This is a genomic window from Alkalithermobacter paradoxus, assembly GCA_002029295.1.
GTDB lineage: Bacteria > Bacillota > Clostridia > Peptostreptococcales > Peptostreptococcaceae > Alkalithermobacter > Alkalithermobacter paradoxus.
In genome coordinates this window covers 312,169-334,557 of sequence record MZGW01000003.1, presented here as the reverse complement: position 1 = coordinate 334,557, position 22,389 = coordinate 312,169, and the positions used below count along the sequence as shown (strand labels likewise).

Annotated in this window: 24 protein-coding genes; 19 read left to right on the top strand and 5 right to left on the bottom strand. The window is 30.7% G+C overall.

Going from position 1 to position 22,389, the window contains the following annotated elements; translation table 11 throughout:
- Nucleotides 1-809 precede the first annotated feature (809 nt).
- Both CLOTH_RS06230 and CLOTH_RS06225 read left to right on the top strand, forming a co-directional pair.
- Nucleotides 810-1,472, top strand: a complete 663-nt coding sequence (locus tag CLOTH_RS06230; protein ID WP_079412219.1) for a hypothetical protein — start codon at nt 810-812, stop codon at nt 1,470-1,472.
- Nucleotides 1,473-1,483: 11 nt separating this feature from the next.
- On the top strand, nt 1,484-1,678 hold the full coding sequence (locus CLOTH_RS06225) for a hypothetical protein (protein WP_079412217.1): 195 nt from the start codon (nt 1,484-1,486) through the stop codon (nt 1,676-1,678).
- A gap of 166 nt (nt 1,679-1,844) precedes the next feature.
- Here CLOTH_RS06225 and CLOTH_RS06220 read toward each other — a convergent pair whose 3' ends face one another.
- From CLOTH_RS06220 to CLOTH_RS06205, 4 genes are read right to left on the bottom strand one after another with little or no spacing between them, the layout of a single operon-like run.
- A complete protein-coding gene (locus CLOTH_RS06220) occupies nt 1,845-3,443 on the bottom strand; it encodes an ABC transporter permease (protein WP_079412215.1) in 1,599 nt (532 codons plus the stop codon).
- Complete coding sequence (locus tag CLOTH_RS06215) at nt 3,436-4,155, bottom strand: ABC transporter ATP-binding protein (protein WP_079412213.1); 720 nt, start codon at nt 4,153-4,155, stop codon at nt 3,436-3,438. Before CLOTH_RS06215 ends, CLOTH_RS06220 begins: the two co-directional genes overlap by 8 nt.
- Nucleotides 4,156-4,171: 16 nt before the next feature.
- Entirely contained in the window at nt 4,172-5,284 is a 1,113-nt protein-coding gene (locus CLOTH_RS06210) for a DUF1648 domain-containing protein (protein WP_079412211.1), read from the bottom strand.
- Entirely contained in the window at nt 5,285-5,677 is a 393-nt protein-coding gene (locus CLOTH_RS06205; protein WP_079412209.1) for a GntR family transcriptional regulator, read from the bottom strand.
- Nucleotides 5,678-5,831: 154 nt separating this feature from the next.
- On the opposite strand from CLOTH_RS06205, the gene CLOTH_RS10605 reads away from it, so the two are divergent.
- The 16 genes from CLOTH_RS10605 to CLOTH_RS06125 all read left to right on the top strand — a co-directional run bounded on the left by CLOTH_RS10605 (nt 5,832) and on the right by CLOTH_RS06125 (nt 21,275).
- Nucleotides 5,832-7,154, top strand: a complete 1,323-nt coding sequence (locus tag CLOTH_RS10605; RefSeq protein WP_079412207.1) for a methyl-accepting chemotaxis protein — start codon at nt 5,832-5,834, stop codon at nt 7,152-7,154.
- A gap of 218 nt (nt 7,155-7,372) precedes the next feature.
- Nucleotides 7,373-8,677 carry a methyl-accepting chemotaxis protein gene (locus tag CLOTH_RS06195; RefSeq protein ID WP_079412205.1) on the top strand — a complete coding sequence of 435 codons (1,305 nt, stop codon included), beginning with the start codon at nt 7,373-7,375 and terminating at the stop codon, nt 8,675-8,677.
- 167 nt (nt 8,678-8,844) lie between these two features.
- Nucleotides 8,845-9,408 carry a LemA family protein gene (locus CLOTH_RS06190; protein ID WP_079412203.1) on the top strand — a complete coding sequence of 188 codons (564 nt, stop codon included), beginning with the start codon at nt 8,845-8,847 and terminating at the stop codon, nt 9,406-9,408.
- Between the two features lie 15 nt (nt 9,409-9,423).
- Entirely contained in the window at nt 9,424-10,197 is a 774-nt protein-coding gene (locus tag CLOTH_RS06185) for a TPM domain-containing protein (protein ID WP_158080476.1), read from the top strand.
- A gap of 89 nt (nt 10,198-10,286) precedes the next feature.
- Nucleotides 10,287-11,030, top strand: coding sequence for a YwmB family TATA-box binding protein (locus tag CLOTH_RS06180; RefSeq protein ID WP_158080475.1), 744 nt, complete (start codon nt 10,287-10,289; stop codon nt 11,028-11,030).
- 16 nt (nt 11,031-11,046) lie between these two features.
- Entirely contained in the window at nt 11,047-12,300 is a 1,254-nt protein-coding gene (gene murA / locus CLOTH_RS06175; RefSeq protein WP_169835133.1) for a UDP-N-acetylglucosamine 1-carboxyvinyltransferase, read from the top strand.
- Nucleotides 12,301-12,363: 63 nt separating this feature from the next.
- Nucleotides 12,364-13,350 carry a stage II sporulation protein D gene (spoIID, locus tag CLOTH_RS06170; RefSeq protein ID WP_079412195.1) on the top strand — a complete coding sequence of 329 codons (987 nt, stop codon included), beginning with the start codon at nt 12,364-12,366 and terminating at the stop codon, nt 13,348-13,350.
- A gap of 76 nt (nt 13,351-13,426) precedes the next feature.
- Nucleotides 13,427-14,164, top strand: a complete 738-nt coding sequence (locus CLOTH_RS06165) for a M23 family metallopeptidase (protein ID WP_079412193.1) — start codon at nt 13,427-13,429, stop codon at nt 14,162-14,164.
- A gap of 97 nt (nt 14,165-14,261) precedes the next feature.
- Nucleotides 14,262-14,528, top strand: coding sequence for a sporulation transcriptional regulator SpoIIID (gene spoIIID / locus CLOTH_RS06160; protein ID WP_079412191.1), 267 nt, complete (start codon nt 14,262-14,264; stop codon nt 14,526-14,528).
- Between the two features lie 167 nt (nt 14,529-14,695).
- Complete coding sequence (mreB, locus tag CLOTH_RS06155) at nt 14,696-15,724, top strand: rod shape-determining protein (RefSeq protein ID WP_079412189.1); 1,029 nt, start codon at nt 14,696-14,698, stop codon at nt 15,722-15,724.
- Nucleotides 15,725-15,807: 83 nt separating this feature from the next.
- Nucleotides 15,808-16,875, top strand: coding sequence for a flagellar hook-basal body complex protein (locus tag CLOTH_RS06150; RefSeq protein WP_079412187.1), 1,068 nt, complete (start codon nt 15,808-15,810; stop codon nt 16,873-16,875).
- A gap of 15 nt (nt 16,876-16,890) precedes the next feature.
- Nucleotides 16,891-17,685, top strand: coding sequence for a flagellar basal-body rod protein FlgG (flgG, locus tag CLOTH_RS06145; RefSeq protein WP_079412185.1), 795 nt, complete (start codon nt 16,891-16,893; stop codon nt 17,683-17,685).
- An 8-nt stretch (nt 17,686-17,693) separates the two neighbouring features.
- Nucleotides 17,694-17,984, top strand: a complete 291-nt coding sequence (locus CLOTH_RS06140) for a rod-binding protein (protein WP_079412183.1) — start codon at nt 17,694-17,696, stop codon at nt 17,982-17,984.
- Nucleotides 17,985-18,078: 94 nt separating this feature from the next.
- Complete coding sequence (gene fabZ, locus CLOTH_RS06135) at nt 18,079-18,507, top strand: 3-hydroxyacyl-ACP dehydratase FabZ (protein WP_079412181.1); 429 nt, start codon at nt 18,079-18,081, stop codon at nt 18,505-18,507.
- Between the two features lie 83 nt (nt 18,508-18,590).
- A complete protein-coding gene (locus CLOTH_RS06130; RefSeq protein WP_079412179.1) occupies nt 18,591-20,303 on the top strand; it encodes a phospho-sugar mutase in 1,713 nt (570 codons plus the stop codon).
- Nucleotides 20,304-20,342: 39 nt separating this feature from the next.
- Nucleotides 20,343-21,275 (top strand): AEC family transporter, encoded by a 933-nt coding sequence (locus CLOTH_RS06125; RefSeq protein ID WP_079412177.1) that lies wholly within the window; start codon nt 20,343-20,345, stop codon nt 21,273-21,275.
- Here the strand turns inward: CLOTH_RS06125 and yyaC are convergent.
- Nucleotides 21,259-21,768 (bottom strand): spore protease YyaC, encoded by a 510-nt coding sequence (yyaC, locus tag CLOTH_RS06120; protein ID WP_079412175.1) that lies wholly within the window; start codon nt 21,766-21,768, stop codon nt 21,259-21,261. The two genes, CLOTH_RS06125 and yyaC, sit on opposite strands and share 17 nt — an antisense overlap.
- 104 nt (nt 21,769-21,872) lie before the next feature.
- Here yyaC and CLOTH_RS06115 point away from each other — a divergent pair, with 104 nt between their 5' ends.
- Complete coding sequence (locus CLOTH_RS06115) at nt 21,873-22,325, top strand: COG2426 family protein (RefSeq protein ID WP_331722029.1); 453 nt, start codon at nt 21,873-21,875, stop codon at nt 22,323-22,325.
- Nucleotides 22,326-22,389 lie beyond the last annotated feature (64 nt).

The following is a 22,389-nucleotide window of genomic DNA, read 5'->3' as shown; positions in this document are numbered from 1 at the left end:
TTATTTCTTGATCCTTATCCCTGTACTTTCGGTCAACTTTATTGTAATTTTTAGAGCCAAGATTCAAGGAAAAAGGCTCAAGAAAGAGCCTGTTTTTCGGTGAACTTTATTGTAATTTTGAAAATGAAAAATGGATAAAAAATGGGCTGAAAGGATGATGGGAAAAGGGGTTGAGGGTGGTGGAGTTTTTAGGTGAACTTTTTTTGTATTATACAAAAGAATATTAATAAAACCATTGAAAATAAAGGAATTAATCCATGTATTAATTCTTTATATTGATTGATTTTATTGAAATACATAACAGAAAAAGCCCCAATCTTAACCATAAATTCTTGAACATTATCCCTAAACTTCGGTCAACTTTATTGTAATTTTTAGAGCCTGAATTCAAGGAAAAAGGCTCATGAAAGAGCCTGTTTTTCGGTGGAGTTTATTTGGAGTGTACATCTCAAAATTACGTTCTTCCATCGTAATTTAACTTCGTACTTGCAGTAATTAAGTTGATATCTGAACGGGAAGAAAAGAGGGAGTAAATGCTGTGTATAAATCCATAAAAGAATCGGGAATAGCATCGTTGTTACGACATTTCGGTTCTTTTTTGCCGGATGAGATGATTAAATAAAGCGAGAGAAATCTTGTTATAATAGGATTTTCAAGTCAATCGAGTCTGAATAAAAACCATTCCCTTTCTCCTTATCTCTACTGTGGATGCTGATTAACATTTTACAGTTTTTTTATAAGTTATAAAGGAAAATTAAAAACTGAGTTGAATAAATATAAAAAACATAAATCTAATGGGGGGTTTTATAGTGAAAAAGAAACTTTTAGTGTTAGGATTAAGTTTTTGTATGATTTTATTTTCTAATTTGAGTTCATTTGCTTTACAACTAAATCATGAGCAACAGAACGAAAATATTATTACCGGTGTATATAACATTGATGACAGCCAATCAGTTATAAGTGAGGCTTTAACTTTCGAAGAAATTGTAGAAATGATAGCTGTAGACAATAATATTTCACTAGCAGAAGCTGAAAAACAGGTCATTGAAAGTTTTAATAAAAATAATAATTTTTTATTCAATAAATCAAGCATATCACCGTACAATGCTACATATAGAACAGTTAGTTCTTCTTTTACTGTTACTTCTGAATATAAGCCTTCTTTAAAATTTTATTGTCAAACGAGTGAAGGGGGTTATTTTTGGGGAATAGTTAAAATATTAAATGTAGGAATGGATAGAAATTACAAAGGCTTGAGCAAACAGTTTGCTGGGACTGTATTTACTCATTTAGAAAATGCGGGAAGAATTTTTTGGATTGTAAATGGAGACTTTTTTAATAATGGTACTACTACTGTTAATGGTGGAGTTGAAATTAAAATAAACGAATCAGCTACTATAAATTTTGGAGTATCGTCTTCTTCAAATCATTATAAATATGTTTATACACAAGGATACTATAATATAAGATAAGAGGTGAAGATATGTTAAATATTATTAGATATGTATTGGGAATATTAATTATTTTAGCTCCTTCAATAATCACAGGAAACTTGCTATATAATTCTTCAAATGCTATAGGGGGATTGCATATTGCTGAGTTTGTAATGAGAACAATTTCTCTTATGTTAGGATTAGTGGTTATTTATGATGCAACTAAAAAAGTTATTGAAAAATAACAATATCTCATAAACACAAAAAAGTACGACTATATCATTTGATATAACCGTACTTTTTTTTATAACACATAGGAAATTATGTACTTTAATAAATTGTGAGAAAGTTATAATTTCCGTAATGTGTTTCAACAAAGTCTTCTTTATTAATTTTTTAAGGAAGACTTTGTTAACTTATATTCATGAAATCTTTAGTATAGTAATTATAAAGAATATATCTAGTAGCTATATAAAGTACAAAGAATATTCCGCTAAATATTAAAACAATAACGCTTTCGCTAAAGTTTATCATAATTTTATAAATAAAATAATAAACAAAACCTAAAATAACTCTAACACCCAAAGATAAAAATACATTAAGGTTATTTTTAATTGCTGCCGTTGGATTACTCCAGTTAAGCAGAGGTCTTTTTATGTTTATAATCATATCAATAGTAGAGAAAAATAAAGTTGAACAGATACAAAATATTAAAGATAAAGCAACTACATTTAAAGATATTGGAAGATAAAATCCACCGAAAAAAGCAAGAACTAATGAACAAGCAAGGGATAACAATATACTTGAATAAACTCTATACTTTATATTATCCTTTATAGATAGAGGTAAAGTCATTGTTTCCCAAAAGGCCTTACCTTCTCTAGTAATTGCTGTAGCAGAAAGGCTACCTACAATAGCAGGAGCTGTAATTGTTAGAGAATATATATATATAATATATGGTTTAATCTCAGGAGAATTAAATATATCAGTTGTAATTTCTCCTGTAAAAAACGAAACTACAAACATAATAATAGGAAGCATCATTGTAAGCACTGTATTTAAAAGAAATACGGGATTAGTAAAGATTATTAGTATATGTCTTTTAATCATCTGATATGATTTACTTTTCTTTTTATAATATATTTTTCCTCTTTGGACTAATGAACCACTTTCTTGATTAAATACAAGTAAGGCTTTTTTATAAAGTAAACTAGAAATATAGTAAAATACAAATACAAAACCTATATTTAAGAAAATAAAGTATAATGTATTGACAAATGAACCTTGAATCATCTTAGTTAACCATATACTAGGAGGAAATCTCCTTCCTATAAGATACAAAAGTCCATCTTCTTTAAGTAAAAAATTAGAAAAGTTTTCAGGATCCATTTGAACTTTAGCTAAATATATCTGAACATATATAATACTAACGATTAAAAATATATTACCTATAAGAACTAAAAAATTTCTTTTATCAGTCTTAGCTAAGAAAGACATAAAAGGCAATATAATTATTATCGATAAAAGCAAAGGAACTATAGGTAAAAGGAATAAAGCTATTATACAAGCTAATAATGTGTATAGATTAAATCCTGATTTAAACATATAAACTATGCAAGATGATCCAAATAGTAATAGCCCTATACCAAACAAATAAATATAAATAGAACTTAATTTGGCAAATATAATACTACTAGCTTTGATAGGAAGTGTAGTTAAAAACTTTAAATCTTTTGAATAAAAAAATGATGAAATAACAAGAGGAATACTAGAAAAAAACATAATCATAACACTACCTATATATACATAAGTGATTGTAAGTTGTTTATATCCTATAAGATCAAAATTATCATATACTTTTAAGACAAACTGAATAACAGGCATAATTATAACTAATGGAATTAAGATTGAAACAATCCTTAAATACTTATTCTTTACGTTAAGCTGCTGAGTGTACTTAGCAAAGAAATCTATTAATTGAATTTTAGTTAAAGATATAATCTTATTCATCTTTTGTCATCTCCAAGAAAATTTCTTCTAATGTTGAATTAGATTTATTCTTTATATTCTCAGCAGTATCATAAGCTATTAAACTTCCTTTATGGATTATAGCTACCTTATCGCAAAGATTTTCAACAACTTCTAATAAGTGAGATGAGAAAAATACAGTACCACCACTTTTACAATGTTCTTTCATTAAGTCCTTCAAAATCTTAGCTGAATGAGGATCAAGGCCAACTAAAGGCTCATCTAAAATAAATAGCTTAGGATTTGGAAGTAAAGCAGCAGATATTAAAAGTTTTTGTCTCATACCATGAGAATATGAGTTAATAGTTTTTGTAAGAGCATCATAAATTTGGAATGTCTTAGTAAACTTTTCAATTCTTTCTTTTCTGTCATTTATAGAAACATCATACATATCTGCAATAAAGTTAAGATAATCTATACCCTTAATGCTATCAAAAATAGCAGGATGATCTGGAACAAAAGTGAAGCTTTTCTTAGCTTCTACAGGATTTTTTGTAATATCTAATCCATTTACTATGACACTTCCCTCATCAGGAGATATCATTCCTGTTATCATTTTTATAGTGGTTGTTTTACCAGCACCATTTGGGCCAATAAAGCCTACAATTTCTCCTTTATTTATTTCCAAAGAAATATTATCTACTGCCTTTTTAGATTTATCATAGCTTTTTGAAACATTTTTTAAAGTAAGCAAAATAATCCCCCCTTATTTAACTATTCAAAACAAGTATTATAGACACTATAAGTATAATTATAGTAGCAATACCAAAAACTATTCCTATAGGATGTGCAAAGTTAACAGTCCAACCAATGCCAAAACGCTTTTCTATCCACAAGCTAGGATCATCAGGATTATAATAAAATAGTCCAAGCTTCCAGTAGTTATCATCATCTCTATGAATTAATTTTTCATTCTCAACCTCATCACTATCTACATTAACTCTACTTCCACTTTGACCAGTTATTAAAGAAAAAACAGTTAATACTACTAGTGGAAATACAATAGCGAAAATATTTATGATTATATTAAACATAGGAGATAGACTTATAACCCCTAAAATACAAAGCTGAATATATAAAAAATGTGTTATAACCCCAATAGAAGTAAGTATTATAAAGAATCCCCAGCGCCTACTAGCTATTAGATTTTGTTTTTCTGAAGTCTTTGGCTTAGAAGGATCAATTGTCATTTTGGATTTGCTTATCATATTAGAAACAAAATAAAACATAATTAGCATACCAAGCTGAGTCATAGGAACAGAAAATACTGTAACAAAACTTTTAGCCTTGTAAGTAGTTATATTTCCACTAAAATCAAAGTGAGTAGGTATTTGATCTGGGAGATTAGGATATAAAATAGCAGTAACTACAAATGTAAACACAACTATGGCTAAAGGTATTATATGATATTTCATAGAAATTTTTCTTTGCGAAGAATTACTATTAGTGCTTACGATAACAACTTGTTTTTTGTCAATAATCCAGCCTTCAGTTTGTTTTAGGTTCTTAATTTTAAGATGTACATAAATATAGTTAGCTGCAAGAACTAATATAAATGCAAAAACGCTAAGATTAAAGGCATTAGGAATTTGATACTTAAATCCTATAGTATAAAAAATCAGCATAACAAGTGTCAAAGATATACTATAGTTTATCATATACATTTTTTTTAGTTTTTTGACTTTCTTATCATTAGATACATTTTGTGGAACATTAACTCCAAATACTAAAGTTTTTTTGCTGTAGTATGGCATTAAAATACCAAATACTAAAAGAGGAAGATATATAGTAAAAAAATTTATAAAAACTACAAGCGAAAGCATTTACTCACTTCCTTTCTTAATGAATTTTGAAAATTTCTCATCTATAATTTGTATGAATTTCTCTTTAGATATTCCCCTTAAATACGCTTGGGCTGCAATAATTTCAAGATTAGATTCCAATAAGTTCATATAATCTTGAGTAGTTTCCATATTAAGCTCAGGATTTACCATAACTCCTTGTCTACGATGGACAACAACCCACCCCTCTTGTTTAAGCTGCGTATATACCTTATTAATAGTATGAAAATTAACTCCAATATCAGCACCTAACTGTCTTACGGATGGAAGGCTTTCACCTGGAGATAACTGACCAGTAGCAATTCCTTTGATAATCTGATTTTTTATTTGCTGATATATAGGAATTTCAGATTCAAAATCTATACTTAGTAACATCTTTACCTCCTTTATATGACTTGTTATATATATTATATAACAAAAATAATAAAAAGTTGCAATATAAATTACGAATCTAAATTTCTGCAATGTTGCATTAATTTGGAATATAGTATATCATAGTGATAATAAAACTACATAAGGGGGAAAACTTATGAATAAGCATATAAAAGAGACAAGAAATGTAAGTGCTGACATAATAAGTTTTAATTTTATCAATAGTATAACTTTAAAACTAATAATAGCTATAACATCAGCACTTATTGTTAGTGTTCCAATTGCTACAAGAATTAATTCAGCTTTAAATAGTCTTGAGATAATAGACGGGTACATATCGACATATATAAATGCTTCTATGAACATAATAGTTGTTAATATAATAATTTTATTCTTTGCAGAGTATATGATAATGAAGCCTCTCAAACATCATATCAAAATACTTAATGACATAAGTCAAGGAAACTTTTCTATCAATGCAAATGTAAAAGGTAAAGATGAATTTTCTAAGCTTTCAATAGAAACAAATACAGCAATATCAAAATTATCAAAGCTAATAAAAGATGTAAAAGAAAAAGTAAATGACGTAAACTCTACAAGTAGCAGATTAGAAAGAAATATAAATAGCTTTACAGAATCTATAAGTGAAATAAATAAAGCTATGAATAATGTAGCTAGTGGAGCATTAGATCAAGCTAAAAGTATTGAGGAAGGATCACTTAGGGCAATACAATTAGATGAAATAATAGATAAAAATGAGCAATATGTTATAAATTTAAACAATACTTCATCAAAAGTAAAAAGTATAGTAAATGAAGGACTTTTAGAAATAGACAAACTTACAGAAATTGCAGATAATAGTATATCATCAACTAAACAAGTGTATGAAGTTATACTAAAGACAAATGAAAGTGCTAGCAAAATAGAAGAAGCTAGTAATGTAATACTAAATATAGCAAACCAAACAAATTTACTTGCGCTAAATGCAGCAATAGAAGCTGCAAGAGCAGGAGAAGCTGGGAGAGGCTTTTCTGTTGTAGCAGAAGAAATAAGAAAACTTGCTGAAATTTCTACTATGTCTACAAAAACAATAGAAGATGTAGTAAATCAGCTCCAAGGAAATTCAAAAAATGCAGTTGAAACAATGAAAAAAGTATTTGAAACTATACAACATCAAAAGAATTCTGTATATAAAAGTAAAGATAAATATATTCAGATTAATGAAGCAATAAAAAATGCTAATGAAGCAGCACAGAAGTTAAATGCATCAGGAAAACAAATAAAAGAAAACAAAGATGAAATAGTATATATACTTCAAAATCTTTCAGCTGTAGCTGAAGAAAACTCTGCATCAACGGAGCAAGTATCATCAACAATGGATCAGCAAAATAGATTTATAGAGGAAATATCAGAAGTAACTAAAGATTTATCGAGATTATCAGATAGTCTTGAAAAACTTACACAGGAATTTAAAATTTAGAAAAGCTAAGATTAGCTTTTCTTTTTTGATGGTTTATCATTCTTTAGTATTTGAAAGTGAATGGATATTTGCAAAATATAATATCATTTCTTATAATGGCTAGGGCATAGTCCTAAATATATGTAAATTATGGTTTTTACGTATATTTAATGAATAAAGTTATAAAATCAAATATAATAAGGTCAAAGAACTAACTTTAAATGGGAGGAACCTAAATAATGACACAAAAGAAGATAAACATCACAAAATCAACTTTAGGCCTACAAACTAAGCTAACACTATCTTTTGCATCCGTATTTTTCGGAATAATAGCTGGAAGAACATATATACTAAAGTATGCTCTTAGAAATGATAATATCAATGCAGAATTTATAAATTTTATATCTATGGTCATTGCTATAGTATTAGGTATAGGAGCTTCATTTTATTTAGTTCGCTCTTTCGTAATAAAACCTATAGAATCTATGAAAAGTTATTTTGGAGCTATTTCAGTTGGAGACTTTACTAAAGAAATACCTACAGAGGTTATAAATAGAAAAGATGAGTTCGGTCTTATTGCTGAAGTTATGGCTGCAATGCAAACTTCAATCAAGGAAATGATATATAATATAGATACAAAATCTAAACAAGTTAGTATGAGCTCAGATTCTTTAGCTGCAACATCAGAACAAATGGCAGCTTCGTTCGGGGAATTATCAAATACAGTTGAACAAGTTGCACAAGGTGCATCAGATCAGGCAAAAGATTTATCAGGAGTATTAGATTTGCTTACAAGACTTACAGACACTATAAGCAATGTATATAAAGAACTTGAGAATGTTAAAGACGAAACAGAAAGTACACAAAACAAAGCTAATGATGGTAAAAAAGAAATGGATGAATTGGTTAATACGATAGATAAAGTTAAGAAGGCATTTGAACTTGTAACAGGTAAAGTAGAGGCTCTTACTCATTCAGTAGAAGAAATAAGTGGCATAACAGAAATAATATCGTCAATATCAGAACAAACTAATCTACTTGCATTAAATGCTGCTATAGAAGCTGCAAGAGCAGGAGAACATGGAAAAGGATTTGCGGTAGTTGCAGAAGAAGTAAGAAAGCTCGCAGAAGAATCAAAGAAATCCACAAACAAAATAACAGCTTTAGTAAATTCAGTCAACAAGGATACAGAAGAAGTTATAAATACATCTAAAGAGGTAGAATCATCTGTACACGATCAAGTAAGATTAATACAGAACACAGTAAAAACATTTGAAGAAATATTAGGATCTATAGAGAATATAACTCCAGGAATAAGAAATACGTACAAAGCTATGGACGACATACAAAGGGCTAAGGATTCTGTTATGGAAAGAGCAGAAAGAGTAAGTGCTGTTACAGAACAAAATTCAGCATCAACACAGGAAGTAGCGGCTTCAGCACAAGAGCTTACTGCTTCATCTGAAGAAGTATCACATGCAGCTCAGAACCTGAATGGGATAGTTGTTGATTTAAGAGAAAATATAAGTAAATTCAAGATATAGTTATTAATAAAAGGAGAAGCTAACTTGAGCTTCTCTATTATTTTAGGATACTTTTCTAGATATATATGGTAAATTAGAAGAATTTAAAATATAGATGTAATAAATTTAGATTATTGTACCTTAAAATGATATAATAAGCATAAGTATATTAAGAAGGGGGTTTCAATATGAAAAGTTCATTTAAGATATTAATAGCAATAGCTTTAGTTATAGGACTTATGGTTATGTCTTTCATAGGAACATACAATAGCCTAGTATCTAAAGCAGAAGAAGTAGATAGCCAGTGGGCTAATGTTGAAAGTAAATTACAAAGAAGATATGATCTAATACCAAATCTAGTAGAAACAGTTAAAGGTTCAATGAAACAAGAGCAAGAAATATTCGGTCAAATAGCTGAAGCAAGAGCTAAAATGGCAGGAGCTAAAACTACAGAAGAAAAAGTCTTAGCATCTAATCAATTAGAAGGAGCTTTAGGAAGATTACTTGTAGTTATGGAAAATTATCCAGAGCTTAAATCGAATCAAAATGTATCAAAACTTATGGATGAGCTTTCAGGAACTGAAAATAGAATATCAGTTGAAAGAGATAGATATAATGCAGTAGTTAGAGATTACAATAAAAAGATAAGAAGTTTTCCAAATAATTTAATGGCAAGGGCTATGGGATTTGAAACTAGAAATTACTTTGAGGCATCTAAAGAGGCTCAAACTGCTCCAAAAGTTAACTTTTAAAAGGGCGGGATTAAATTGAAAAAAAATAAGTTGCTGATAATAGCTAGTGCATTTTTAATATTACTTTTAAATAGTTTCACAGTATTTAGCATAAACTTACCAAATCAAACAAATGAATTTTATGTAGCAGATTTTGCAAATGTTTTATCTCAAGACACAAAAAGATTTATAATAAATACAAACCTAAATTATGAGAAAACAAGAGAAATGCCCCAAATAGTAGTAGCTACGATAAAAAGCCTAGAGGGTAATGATACTGTAGACTATTCTGTAAAATTATTTGAAAAATGGAGAATAGGAAATGGAAGATACAATAACGGACTACTAGTGCTACTTGCTCCTAATGAAAGAAAGATAAGAGTAGAAGTAGGATATGGTCTAGAAGGAATACTTCCTGATGGTAAGGTTGGAGAAATACTAGATTATGCAAAAGATGATTTATCAAATGGTAATTACGATGAAGGAATAAGAAAGATATTTTACCTACTAGCACAAAACGTAAATAAAGAATACGGATATGAAGACAGTAATATATTTGAAAAGTACAATAACATATATAGTGTACAAAATAATCAAGAAGATATAGGCTTGATTCCTAAGATAATAATAGTGTTTATAGTGTTTTTCTTATTCTGGGCAGATCATAGATTCGCTAGAGGATTTTTCACAGGAATGATTCTAAGGTCTCTTTTAAGAGGAGGGCATTATAAAGGGGGATCTGGAGGATTTGGTGGGTCTTCAGGAAAAGGTGGAAGCTCCGGTGGTGGAGGAGCAGGCAGAGATTTTTAAAACTTAATATCAAAACTAAAGGTATAACCCCTATCTAACTTGTCAATAATGATTAATATCAAAATACAAATTAGATGGGGGTATTTATTATGAAAAGATTATTTTGTTTTGCAATTATCTTAGTTTTATTTGTAAGTATATTAAGTATATCTCAAGCACAAGGAGAAAGTGGATATGACGAGTTATTAAATGTATTCAATAAGACAAACTCTAATTTCGAAAGCTATAGTATAAATGGACATGTTGAATTAAGTAATAAGTTTTTGGAATTTGAAGAAATGAAAAGTATAATAAATAAGCTTAACATTATCTATGGAATTAATTCTAGCGACTTAGAATATGTACAAACAGAGCAAGAAGGATTTAGACAAGTGTATACTCATACGGGTAATGGACAAGGAGAAAATGTATCAGTAATAGTTCAAAGCCAATTAAGTGAAAATGTGGAAGAAACGCATATTATAGTTGACATTAGGTCAAATGAAGTGTATAAAAGTATAGTGAACAATTATAAAAAAATGAAGGATGTATTGTCTGAATATTCAAGTTTGGTAGATATTTATACATGCATCAGTGGGTCTTTCGATGGAAAGATAGAAGATGAACAATATGATATAATAGCCAGTGATATATTTAGTAAATTAAGTGCTAATGAATCAGAAAGAGCAGAAGATGAGAATTTTATTTCTCTAACAGGGTACACAAAGAAAATAAAAGAACATATAACATACGCTGGAAAGAAAGTTAACCTGAATGTATCAGTTAGATACAGTGATTACGAGGATAAAACATATATTTATATTGGAACACCTTTGATAGCGCTAGAATATTAAGAAAGGGATGAAAAGATTGGCTAATATAGTTGTGAGGAAAAGTGGACCCCTAAAGGGTAAAGTTAAGATAAATGGAGCTAAGAATGCAGTTTTACCAATAATAGCTGCAACTCTTTTAGGGAAAGGAACATCTGTTATAAAGGAAGTTCCTAATTTAAGAGATGTTCATGTTATCTCAGATTTATTAAGATATTTAGGAGCAAAAGTTGAGTATAAAGATAACACTTTAACAGTGGATGCAAGTGAAATAAGAACTTGTGAAGCACCATATGAACTAGTAAGAAAGATGAGAGCATCTTTTTTGGTTATGGGACCATTACTTGCTAGATTCAATGTTTCGAAGATATCTATGCCAGGAGGATGTGCAATAGGTACAAGACCTATAGATTTACATCTTAAGGGATTTAAGGCTCTTGGATGTAGTGTTGAAATGGATCATGGATTCGTTGAAGCTAGATGCGAAAAACTGCAAGGTACTAAAATATACCTAGATTTCCCATCAGTTGGAGCTACTGAAAATATAATGATGGCGGCTGTACTTGCTGAAGGTACGACTATACTAGAAAATGCAGCAGAAGAACCTGAGATAGTAGACCTTGCTAACTTCTTAAATAAAATGGGAGCTAATGTAAAAGGAGCAGGTACTAATACGATAAAGATAAAAGGAGTTAGTGAGCTAAAAGGAGCAGAGCATACAGTAATACCTGATAGAATAGAAGCTGGAACATATATGGTTGCAGCAGCTATAACTAAAGGAGATATATTAGTTGAAAATGTACTTTTAGACCACCTAAAGCCTGTAATTGCAAAACTTAGAGAAGTAGGATGCGAAATACATGAAATGGAGAATGCAGTTAGGGTAATAGGGCCAAAGGAGATAAAGTCAGTAGATATTAAGACATTACCTCACCCAGGTTTCCCAACGGATATGCAAGCTCAATTTATGGCACTTCTAAGTGTTGCTAATGATACATCTGTTGTTATAGAAACAGTATTTGAAAATAGATTTATGCACGTTCAAGAGTTAAACAGAATGGGAGCATCTATAAAAATAGAAGGAAGAAGTGCAGTTATCCAAGGAACTCCAACTTTACAAGGGACAAGTGTTAATGCTACGGATTTAAGAGCAGGGGCAGCTCTTATACTTGCAGGACTTGTTTCTGAAGGTGAAACAATAATAGGTGAAACGTATCATATAGATAGAGGATATGTAAATATAGAAGGTAACCTAAGAGCATTAGGTGCTAACATAGAAAGAGTTAAAGAATAAGGAATAAAATAAAGGGTTTTTTCATAGACTTCAATTAAGTGATATTGTCAAAGGAGGAGATCTATGAAAAACCCTTTTTTAATTGCTATATATGTACTGATTGCAATTATAGTACTACCTATAATTATGACACTTGCTATATATAGGGGTGATGCAGCAGTAAATACAGATTCTAAAGTTAGTGTTAGTGATGTAGTTACAACCATAAATGTGTACAACCATAGAACTAAGAAAATAGAGGAAAAGAATATAGAGGAATATTTATATAATGTAGTAGCATCTGAAATGCCTGCAGCTTTTCATGAAGAAGCTTTAAAGGCACAGGCTATAGCGGCTAGATCTTACGTTTTTTATAAGATGGAAAACGGTGGAGAAAATAATAATAAACACCCTGGAGCCGTTGTATGTACAGATCATACTCATTGTCAGGAATATCTTTCATTAGACCAGCTAAGAAAGGCTCACGGAGAAGAATGGATAAAAAATATGTGGCCTAAAGTAAAAAATGCAGTAGATCAAACTAGAGGAATGATTCTAAAGTATGAGGGAAAAGTTGTAGAGCCTCTATACCACTCTACAAGTGGAGGCAAAACAGAAAACTCAGAAGAAGTATTTGCTGCCATGGTTCCTTATTTAAGATCAGTAGAAAGCCCATTTGAAGAAGGATCTCCTAGACTTGTAGGTGTTGTTAAGATAACAGAAAAAGAGTTTATAAACAAATTTAAAAGTGCGTACCCTAAGGTTAAATTTTCAAACAATCTATCTAATGATATAAAGATTTTATCAAGAACAGAAGGTGGATCTGTAAAAGAGATAAATATAGGTGGAGTTAAGCTAAGGGGTAGGGACGTAAGAAGTATCCTTGATTTGAATTCTGCTGACTTTGAGATAAATGTGAAAGACGGATACGTAGATATACAAACCAGAGGATATGGTCATGGTGTAGGGATGAGCCAATGGGGAGCTAATGGAATGGGAAATGAAGGCTATAAGTATGATGAAATACTAAAACACTACTTTAAAGGTGTAGATATAGAAAAAAAATATTAAGAAGAGGCTAAAGTCTCTTCTTTTTTTGTATAGAATTCTGAAAACGGGAAAAAATATCAATGTGGAGGTGGAAGTAATGGAAAACAATAAAAACAACAAATTAAAGAAAATATTAGAAAAAGACAGCTTTTACTTAGTTTTATTCCTATGTGTGTGTTTAGTAGCATTCACTGCAGTTTGGGTTACTAAAAACAGCATAGACAATTTAGCTACAGATAGTGGATTTAAGAATCTAGAGTACTCAGAACTTCTAGATGAGAAAGACACTGCTGATTCAGAAGGAGAAATTCATCTAATAAAAGATGACGAAGATGCAGTTGCTACAAGCACTAATCCAAATGAAACTTTAGACAAAGCAAAAGAGAAATTAGAAAAAGAAATGGCTAAAAAAACTAACACTGAACATGCTGCTATTATGCCTGTTACAGGAGAAATAATTAGAAAGTTTTCTGATACTGAACTTAGTTATTCCCCAACTTTAGAGCAGTGGGAACTACATAAAGGTGTGGATATCAAAGCCAAAGAAGGAACTCCTGTTAAGGTTATGATGGACGGAGAAGTAGTAGAAATAATCCAAAATAGCAAAAATGGTATAACTGTGAAAGTAAAACACAGTGAGGATCTTTATACTATTTATAGCAGCTTATCTACTGATGTATTAGTTGAAGAAGGAGAAGTTTTAAAAGCTGGAGATATAATAGGTGGTGTAGGAAATACATCAATAGTGAAAAGCAAAGAAGGTCCGCTTCTTCATTTAGAAGCAATAAAAAATGGAAAGCATATAGATCCTCTTTCTTTAATAAGCAAAAACTAATTTACAAAGGCTTAATCTCTTTAGAGGTTAAGCCTGTTCTATTTCCCTTAAAAGCATCATATATATGAATAAAATGGTAGCTTTAGGGGGGGGAATATTGAGAGAATATATAGAAAAAAGAGCTATAATAATGGGGCAGTACATACTAGACAAAGGCGCTACCGTCAGAGAAACAGCCAAGAACTTTGGAATTAGCAAAAGTACGGTACATAAAGATGTAACCGAAAGGTTATTTGAGATAAATCCTGTACTTGCTAAAGAAGTAAAAAACATTCTAGACAAAAACAAGTCAGAAAGACACATAAGAGGTGGAATGGCTACAAAGTTAAAATACATAAGTAAAGATGAAAAGAATGTAGGCTAAAAAGCCTACATTCTTTTTTGTAAGGAAATTGTAAATAGTTTGAAAGAAGTGATTTTTTTCTTGACTTGAGAAGGTTTTTTGTATATTTTTGTAGAATAGGGTAAGACTGTGAAGATTTAAGCATAATTTAATTGAAATAAATAACAAAAGAGATAGGAGATGTTATGATGGGTAGATTTTCGCCGGATATAGGTATAGATTTAGGAACGGCATCAGTTTTAGTATACGTTAAAGGAAAGGGAATAGTTCTTAAAGAGCCTTCAGTTGTAGCTATAGACCAAAGAAGTGGAAAGGTTTTAGCAGTTGGTGAAGAAGCAAGAAGAATGATAGGAAGAACTCCAGGAAATATAGTAGCTATAAGACCTTTAAGAGATGGAGTTATATCAGATTATGATACAACAGAGAAAATGATAAAATACTTCATCGATAAAGTTTTAGGGAAAAAAGGATTCTTTAAATTCTTTATGCCAAAAATCATGGTTTGTGTTCCTTCAGGAGTTACTGAAGTTGAGAAAAGAGCGGTTGAAGAAGCGACAAAGCAAGCAGGAGCAAGACAAGTATATATAATAGAAGAGCCAATAGCAGGGGCTATAGGTGCTGGACTTGATATAGCTCAACCAGCAGGAAACATGGTTGTAGATATAGGAGGGGGAACAGCTGATATAGCTGTAATTTCTTTAGGAGGAGTAGTAGTTAGTACATCTATAAAGGTAGCAGGAGATAAATTTGATGAAGCTATAGTTAGGTATATGAGAAAAAAACATAACCTACTAATAGGAGAAAGAACAGCAGAAGATATAAAAATAAATATAGGATCGGCATCAAAGAGAAAAATAGAGGTGTCTATGGATGTTAAGGGTAGAAATTTAGTTACAGGACTTCCAGAAACTAAAAAGATAAATTCTACAGAAATGTTAGAGGCTCTAGAGGAAAGTGTAACTCAAATAGCAGATGCTGTTCACAGCGTTCTAGAAAAAACTCCACCAGAGCTTTCATCTGATATAAGCCACAAAGGTATAGTAATGACTGGAGGAGGATCACTTCTTTGGGGACTAGATAAGCTTATACAAGAAAGAACGGGAATAAAAGTACATGTAGCAGAAGATGCTATATCTTGTGTTGCTAAAGGAACTGGAGAGGCGCTAAACTCTCTAGCAGTATTAGAAAAAGGTGGAACAGTAAGATCCAAAATATAATATAGTTTCCTTTATATTCTTCTAAACTTTGTACAAGCTTTTCCGATATAATAAAGGTAAAAATAAAATCGTGGAGTGATATTATGTTCAGAGGTCTTTATACTGTTACTTCTGCAATGCAAACTAATCAAAAGAAATTAGACGTTGTAAGTAACAATATAGCCAATGCTAATACTAATGGGTTCAAGAAAGATGTAGTTTTGACTGAAGCATTCTCAGAGAAATTAATCATGAAGATAAATGGAAGTAATAATACTTCAGTTCCTGCAAGTAGTGTTGTTGATATAAAAAGAGATGGTGAAGGGTATTACCTTAAAACTAACAACTCATTCTTCACTGTAGAAAGTCGTGCAGGCAAAAGTTACAGCAGAGAAATGAGATTTGCAGTAGATGAAAATGGATACCTAAAGACTTATTCAAGAGATATAAACAAAGATATAGATACAACAACAGGATACTATGTACTAGACAAAACTGGCAAAAGAATACAAGTGAACGGAGATATAGATGTAGATCAAAATGGAAATGTATTAGTGGGAGGAGCTGTAGTAGCTAATCTTATATATAACCCTCCAAGAAATGTTATAGGAACAATAAATAGCGGAATTAGATTAGACAAAATCCAGACTAACTTCTTGTCAGGTCAGATGAATGAAACACAAAATAAACTTGACTTTGCAATAGATGGAAACGGATTCTTTAAGGTAGAAACTCATAATGGAATAAGATACACTAGAAATGGAGCATTTTTAATAAATGATAAATCAGAACTTGTAACTAGCGAAGGACATAGAGTATTAGGTCTAAATGGCCCTATAATACTAAATAGAGACTTTGATATAAATATATTCGGGGAAATATCTATAGATGGACAATTTGTAGACAAGTTAGACGTTGTAAACATACTCAACGTGAACGCTTTAAGAAAAGAAGGGCACTCTCTTTATAAAATGGAAGATGGAATAGATGCTCAAATAGGACAGTTTGATGGCCATATACTTCAAGGATTTATAGAAAGCTCTAATGTAAATGTAATAAACGAAATGGTACAAATGATAAATATACTAAGAGAATACGAGAGCAATCAAAAGGTAATAAGATCTTATGATGAGATGCTAGGAAAAGCTGTGAATGAGATAGGTAAATTATAATTGGGGGTGTAATAAATGAGAGCGATGTGGACTGCTGCAAGTGGAATGAAAGCTCAGCAGCTTAATATAGATACAATATCTAACAATTTAGCTAATGTTAATACAACAGGATACAAAAAGCAAAGATTAGAGTTTAAAGATCTTCTATACGAAACTGTTAGAAAGACTAACTTAAACAATGGACAAGGAACTCCTGTTAATCTTCAAATAGGCCATGGGGTTATGCCTGCTGCTACAAGTAGAGTATTCCAAAATGGAAACCTAGAAAGAACAGAAAATGCAACAGACTTTGGACTTGATGGGTCAGGATTTTTCGTTGTTCAGTCTCCATCAGGAGAAATGTTATATACAAGAGATGGATCATTTAAATTTAGTATAAATGGAGATACTAGAAAGCTTGTTACATCTGAAGGATACTCTGTATTATCACAGAATAATCAAGAAATAATAATCGGAGCTAATCACAAAGATTTCACTGTTGATGAAGATGGATATATAACTGTTACAAACCAAAATGGAGAAATAGAAACTTTAGGAAGAATAAAGCTTTCACAATTTATAAATCCTGAAGGACTAGAGGCAGTAGGAAAGAACTTATTCAAAGTGACTCCAGCATCTGGAGAAGAAATTCCTCTAGGAGGGCAAGGAAGAAATACTAAGATATACCAAGGATTCTTAGAAACTTCTAATGTTCAGATAGTTGATGAAATGATAAAAATGATAACAGCTCAAAGAGCATATGAAATAAACTCTAAAACTATCCAAACAGCAGATGATATGATGCAAATAGCAAATAACCTTAGAAGATAGGTGATTAGATGCAAATAAATAATACAAACCTAGACAGGATAACAACTAATATCGACACTAAAGATAAAGATAAGTTAATGCATGCTTGCAAATTGCTTGAGAAAGAATTCACTAAAATAATGTTCAAAGAAATGAAAAAGACAGTTCCTGAAAGTTCAATGAACGAAAAATCTCATGGAAGAAAAATATTCGAAGAACTATATGACGATGAGCTTATTCAAAGCACTACACAAAGCTCACAACTAGGTCTAGCAAAACTTATATACGATCAGTTCACAAAGACAAACATCAAAAGATAAGAGATTCTCTTATCTTTTTTTCTTTGTAAATGATATGTAAAAGTGATATAATAAAATATAATTAGTATCAGGTATTAAAAGGAGGTTTTAAAAAATGATGAATATCGACGAAATAAAAAAAATAATACCACATAGGTATCCATTTTTATTAGTAGACAAAATACTAGAGTTAGAACCTGGAAAAAGAGCAGTAGGAATAAAAAATGTTACAGTAAACGAGCCATTCTTTCAAGGTCACTTTCCAGAATACCCACTAATGCCAGGAGTACTTATAGTTGAAGCTATGGCACAGGTAGGGGCTATATCTATAATGTCTTTAGACGAATACAAAGGAAAGTTAGGAGTATTTACAGGAATAGACGGGGTTAGATTTAGAAAAGAAGTTAGACCTGGAGATGTATTAAGAATGGAAGTAGAATTAACTGCAATGAGAAGAGGTATAGGAAAAGCGGAAGGAAAAGCTTATATCGGTGAAGAACTTGTTTGCAGTGGAAACTTAATGTTTGCTATAGTAGATAAATAAATCCTCTAAATTTAGGGGATTTTTTTTTAGCATTTTGAATATATGTTATGGTAAAATAAAGTGATGAATGAGGAGGGGATGAAATGGACTACATAAAAAATTACAATGAATGGTTGAATAATGTATACTTTGACCAAGAAACAAGAGATGAACTTAAAAGTATAGAAAATGATAAAAAAGAGATAGAAGAAAGATTCTACAAGAACTTAGAATTTGGAACAGCTGGAATGAGGGGGATAATAGGAGCTGGAACAAATAGAATAAATAAATATACTGTAAGAAGAGCTACATTTGGACTTGGAAATTACATAATAAATAAAGAAGGTCAAAGTGGAAAAAATAGAGGAGTTGTTATAGCACACGACTGCAGACACAAATCTAAGGAATTTTCTATTGAAACTGCAAAGACATTGGCTGCTATGGGAATAAAGGCATTTCTATTTGATGATTTGAGAACTACTCCTGAATTATCTTTTGCAGTTAGAAATTTAAATGCTATAGCTGGAATAGTTATAACAGCAAGCCATAATCCACCGGAGTATAATGGATATAAGGTGTACTGGGAAGATGGAGCTCAAGTAGCCTCAGGTATTGCACAGGAAATAATAAATGAAGTTAATAAAGTAAATGACTATAGCTTAATTCCAACTATAGATGAAACTTTAGCTAGAAGCAAAGATTTAATAACTATATTAGGAGAAGATCAAGATACACAGTTTATAGAAGAAGTTAAAAAGCAAGTATTAAGAAAAGATATAATAGATAAAGTAGCTGATGAATTCAAAATAGTATTTACTCCTTTCCATGGAACAGGAAATGTTCCTGTAAGAAGAGTACTAAAAGAAGTAGGATTTAAGAATGTACTTGTTGTTAAAGAGCAAGAAAAGCCAGATCCAAACTTCTCAACGGTAGCTTATCCAAACCCAGAAGAGAAAGAAGCATTTTCTCTTTCGATAGATCTTGCAAGAAAAGAAAATGCCCACATAATAATAGGGACAGACCCAGACTGCGATAGAGTTGGAGCAGTTGTAAAGAATAAAGATGGAGAATACGTAGTTTTAACTGGTAACCAAACAGGGGCACTTTTATTAGAGTACATATTATCTAATAAAAAAGAAAGAAATGAAATTCCAAATGATGGAGTAGTTATAAAAACTATAGTTACATCTAAATTTGGAGAAGTAGTTGCTAGAAACTACGGAGTTGAGGTTATGGATACTCTAACAGGATTCAAATTCATAGGAGAGAAGATAAAGCAGTTTGAAGAAAATAAAGACAAAACATTTATATTTGGATATGAAGAAAGTTATGGTTATTTATGTGGAACACACGCTAGAGATAAAGATGCTGTTGTAGCATCAATGCTTATATCAGAAATGGCTGCATACTATTATGATAGAGATATGAGCCTTTATGAAGGGTTAATAGAACTTTACGAAAAATACGGATACTACAAAGAAGAGCTAAAATCAATAACACTAAAAGGAAAAGAAGGATCAGAAAAAATAAAAGAAATGATGCATCACTTTAAGGAAAATCCAATAGAATATATAGGGAAAGTTAAAGTGTCAAAAATGAAAGACTACAGCAAAGGAATAGATAATCTTCCAAAAGCTGATGTAATACTTTATGAACTAGAAGATGAATCTTGGTGTGCTATAAGACCTTCAGGAACAGAGCCTAAGATTAAATTCTACTTCTCAGCTAAGGGAGTATCTTCAGAAGATGTTAATAACAACTTAGAGGATTTAGTAAATGGACTAATGACAAAAGTGAATGACTTTATAAATAATTAAAAAGGGCCTTTGGCCCTTTTATTTTGACGAGGTGATTAAATGAACTTTATTACAATTTTCAGTCAAATATTAGTGCTATTCTCATTAATACTAATAGGATATATAGCAAACAAAAAAGGAATTATAACTAAAGATTCAAATAAGGATTTTAGTGGATTAATACTAAATGTAACACTTCCAGCTCTTATAATAAAGTCTATGCAGTATAGCTTTTCAAGAGAAATGTTTGGAAAGAGCATGAAGATATTAGGAATATCTCTATTAGTTTATGCACTAGCTATTTCATTTTCATTTTTGATTACCAAAATGTCTAAAATAGAAGGAAAAGAAAAAGACGTATTTCAATTTCTACTAATATTCCCTAATGTAGGATTTATGGGATACCCTGTTATAAATTCTATATACGGAGAAATAGGGGTATTTTATACATCTATATTCAATATGATATTCGATCTACTTATATGGACATTAGGAGTTATGATTATGTCTAGAAGCTCAGAAAGCAAAAACAATCTTAAATTAAAGAAAATAATATCAACACCAGGTCTTATAGCAGTATTTATAGGGTATAGCTTATTTTTACTTTCAATATCACTACCAAAACCTATATATGATACTCTTAACTTGTTAGGAAACGCAACTACTCCTTTAGCTATGATAGTTGTCGGATCTATACTTGCAGGATCAAAAATGGATATGGCATTTAAGAATGTAAAGCTTACTATAATATCATTTATAAGACTTATATTTATACCTATATGTGTTTACTTTCTTCTAAGGAATGTATTAAGATTAGAAGGTTTGCTTTTGGGAATTCCCGTTATAGTATTTTCAATGCCATCAGCAGCTAATGCAGCAATATTTGCAACAAGGTATGATAATGACCACATACTAGCATCGCAAGGAGTATTTTTAACAACACTATTTTCTGTTATTACAATACCCCTACTTATAATTATGTTGCAAGTATAATAGAAGTGGCAATGATTTCAGACATTTCAACTATGAAGTTTAACCTTATGTTGTTGAAAGTGAATTTGATATCTTCATCAATTTGATCAACTATTGCAACTATTGAGTAATCTCCTATTTGTGGAAGTGTTTTGCCAACACCTTTACCAGGAAGGATAGGACCTTTTCGAATTTGAATATTTCCTATATTCTCTTTATCACCTAAACAAGCATCCAGAGCTATAAACATTCCATCTGGGTGCTTTTCTCTTATCTCTTTTAAGGACTCATATATATTAAGTGCATGAATAGGGCTTTCTAATGTTCCGTACACCGGGTACTTATAATCGCTGTTTTTTAGCATAGTTCCAATAATAGGACCTAGAGAATCTCCTATGCATCTATCTGTACCTATACATATAATTACAGTTTTGTTAGTTATTATAGTTTTTAAAAGTTCGGTTAGAATACTTACACAGTTCTCATCTTTGTAATTTACTTTAACTACATACATTAGATAGCACCTCCTAATAAACTATATGTGCTATTTACATAAAATATGAAGGCGTTTCATAGGCTTTAATATATGCTATAATTAAATCTCTGGGGGTGATATATTTGCTAGAATTTATAAGAAAAGAGTTCATGCTTTTGCTTATGTCTTTCATGCCGATAATAGAATTAAGAGGAGCAATACCTTATGGAATAGCACTTGGATTTAATCCTATACACGTATATATAACTTGCCTTATAGGATCTATACTTCCATCTCCCATTATAATACTGACATTTAGGCATATACTAAAATGGGTAAAAAGCAATAAGTACTTATACAAAATTGGACATTACATAGACATAAAGATAAATAGAAAAGGTAAAAATGTAAAAAAATATAAAATGATAGGATTAATGCTATTTGTAGCACTACCCATTCCATCTACAGGAGTTTGGAGTGGATCTATGATAGCATCTATTCTTAAATTTAGAATAAAAGATGCATTAATTTCAATAACTATTGGAAATATAATAGCAGGGCTTATAGTACTTGCACTGTCGTATCACTTAATATAAGAAAAAATAAAAAATTTGTTGACAAGAGTAATACCGTGTAGTATTATTGTCTGAGCGACAAAAA

Excerpts from the sequence above, each read along its gene's own strand:
- mreB (WP_079412189.1), top strand. The coding sequence starts at position 14,696 with ATGGGTAGATTTTCGCCGGATATAGGTATAGATTTAGGAACGGCATCA.
- CLOTH_RS06150 (WP_079412187.1), top strand. The coding sequence starts at position 15,808 with ATGTTCAGAGGTCTTTATACTGTTACTTCTGCAATGCAAACTAATCAA.
- CLOTH_RS10605 (WP_079412207.1), top strand. The coding sequence starts at position 5,832 with ATGAATAAGCATATAAAAGAGACAAGAAATGTAAGTGCTGACATAATA.
- CLOTH_RS06210 (WP_079412211.1), bottom strand. The coding sequence starts at position 5,284 with ATGCTTTCGCTTGTAGTTTTTATAAATTTTTTTACTATATATCTTCCT.
- CLOTH_RS06205 (WP_079412209.1), bottom strand. The coding sequence starts at position 5,677 with ATGTTACTAAGTATAGATTTTGAATCTGAAATTCCTATATATCAGCAA.
- flgG (WP_079412185.1), top strand. The coding sequence starts at position 16,891 with ATGAGAGCGATGTGGACTGCTGCAAGTGGAATGAAAGCTCAGCAGCTT.
- CLOTH_RS06140 (WP_079412183.1), top strand. The coding sequence starts at position 17,694 with ATGCAAATAAATAATACAAACCTAGACAGGATAACAACTAATATCGAC.
- yyaC (WP_079412175.1), bottom strand. The coding sequence starts at position 21,768 with ATGTATGTAGTTAAAGTAAATTACAAAGATGAGAACTGTGTAAGTATT.
- CLOTH_RS06225 (WP_079412217.1), top strand. The coding sequence starts at position 1,484 with ATGTTAAATATTATTAGATATGTATTGGGAATATTAATTATTTTAGCT.
- CLOTH_RS06190 (WP_079412203.1), top strand. The coding sequence starts at position 8,845 with ATGAAAAGTTCATTTAAGATATTAATAGCAATAGCTTTAGTTATAGGA.
- CLOTH_RS06195 (WP_079412205.1), top strand. The coding sequence starts at position 7,373 with ATGACACAAAAGAAGATAAACATCACAAAATCAACTTTAGGCCTACAA.
- CLOTH_RS06180 (WP_158080475.1), top strand. The coding sequence starts at position 10,287 with ATGAAAAGATTATTTTGTTTTGCAATTATCTTAGTTTTATTTGTAAGT.
- CLOTH_RS06130 (WP_079412179.1), top strand. The coding sequence starts at position 18,591 with ATGGACTACATAAAAAATTACAATGAATGGTTGAATAATGTATACTTT.
- spoIID (WP_079412195.1), top strand. The coding sequence starts at position 12,364 with ATGAAAAACCCTTTTTTAATTGCTATATATGTACTGATTGCAATTATA.
- fabZ (WP_079412181.1), top strand. The coding sequence starts at position 18,079 with ATGATGAATATCGACGAAATAAAAAAAATAATACCACATAGGTATCCA.
- CLOTH_RS06125 (WP_079412177.1), top strand. The coding sequence starts at position 20,343 with ATGAACTTTATTACAATTTTCAGTCAAATATTAGTGCTATTCTCATTA.
- CLOTH_RS06165 (WP_079412193.1), top strand. The coding sequence starts at position 13,427 with ATGGAAAACAATAAAAACAACAAATTAAAGAAAATATTAGAAAAAGAC.
- CLOTH_RS06220 (WP_079412215.1), bottom strand. The coding sequence starts at position 3,443 with ATGAATAAGATTATATCTTTAACTAAAATTCAATTAATAGATTTCTTT.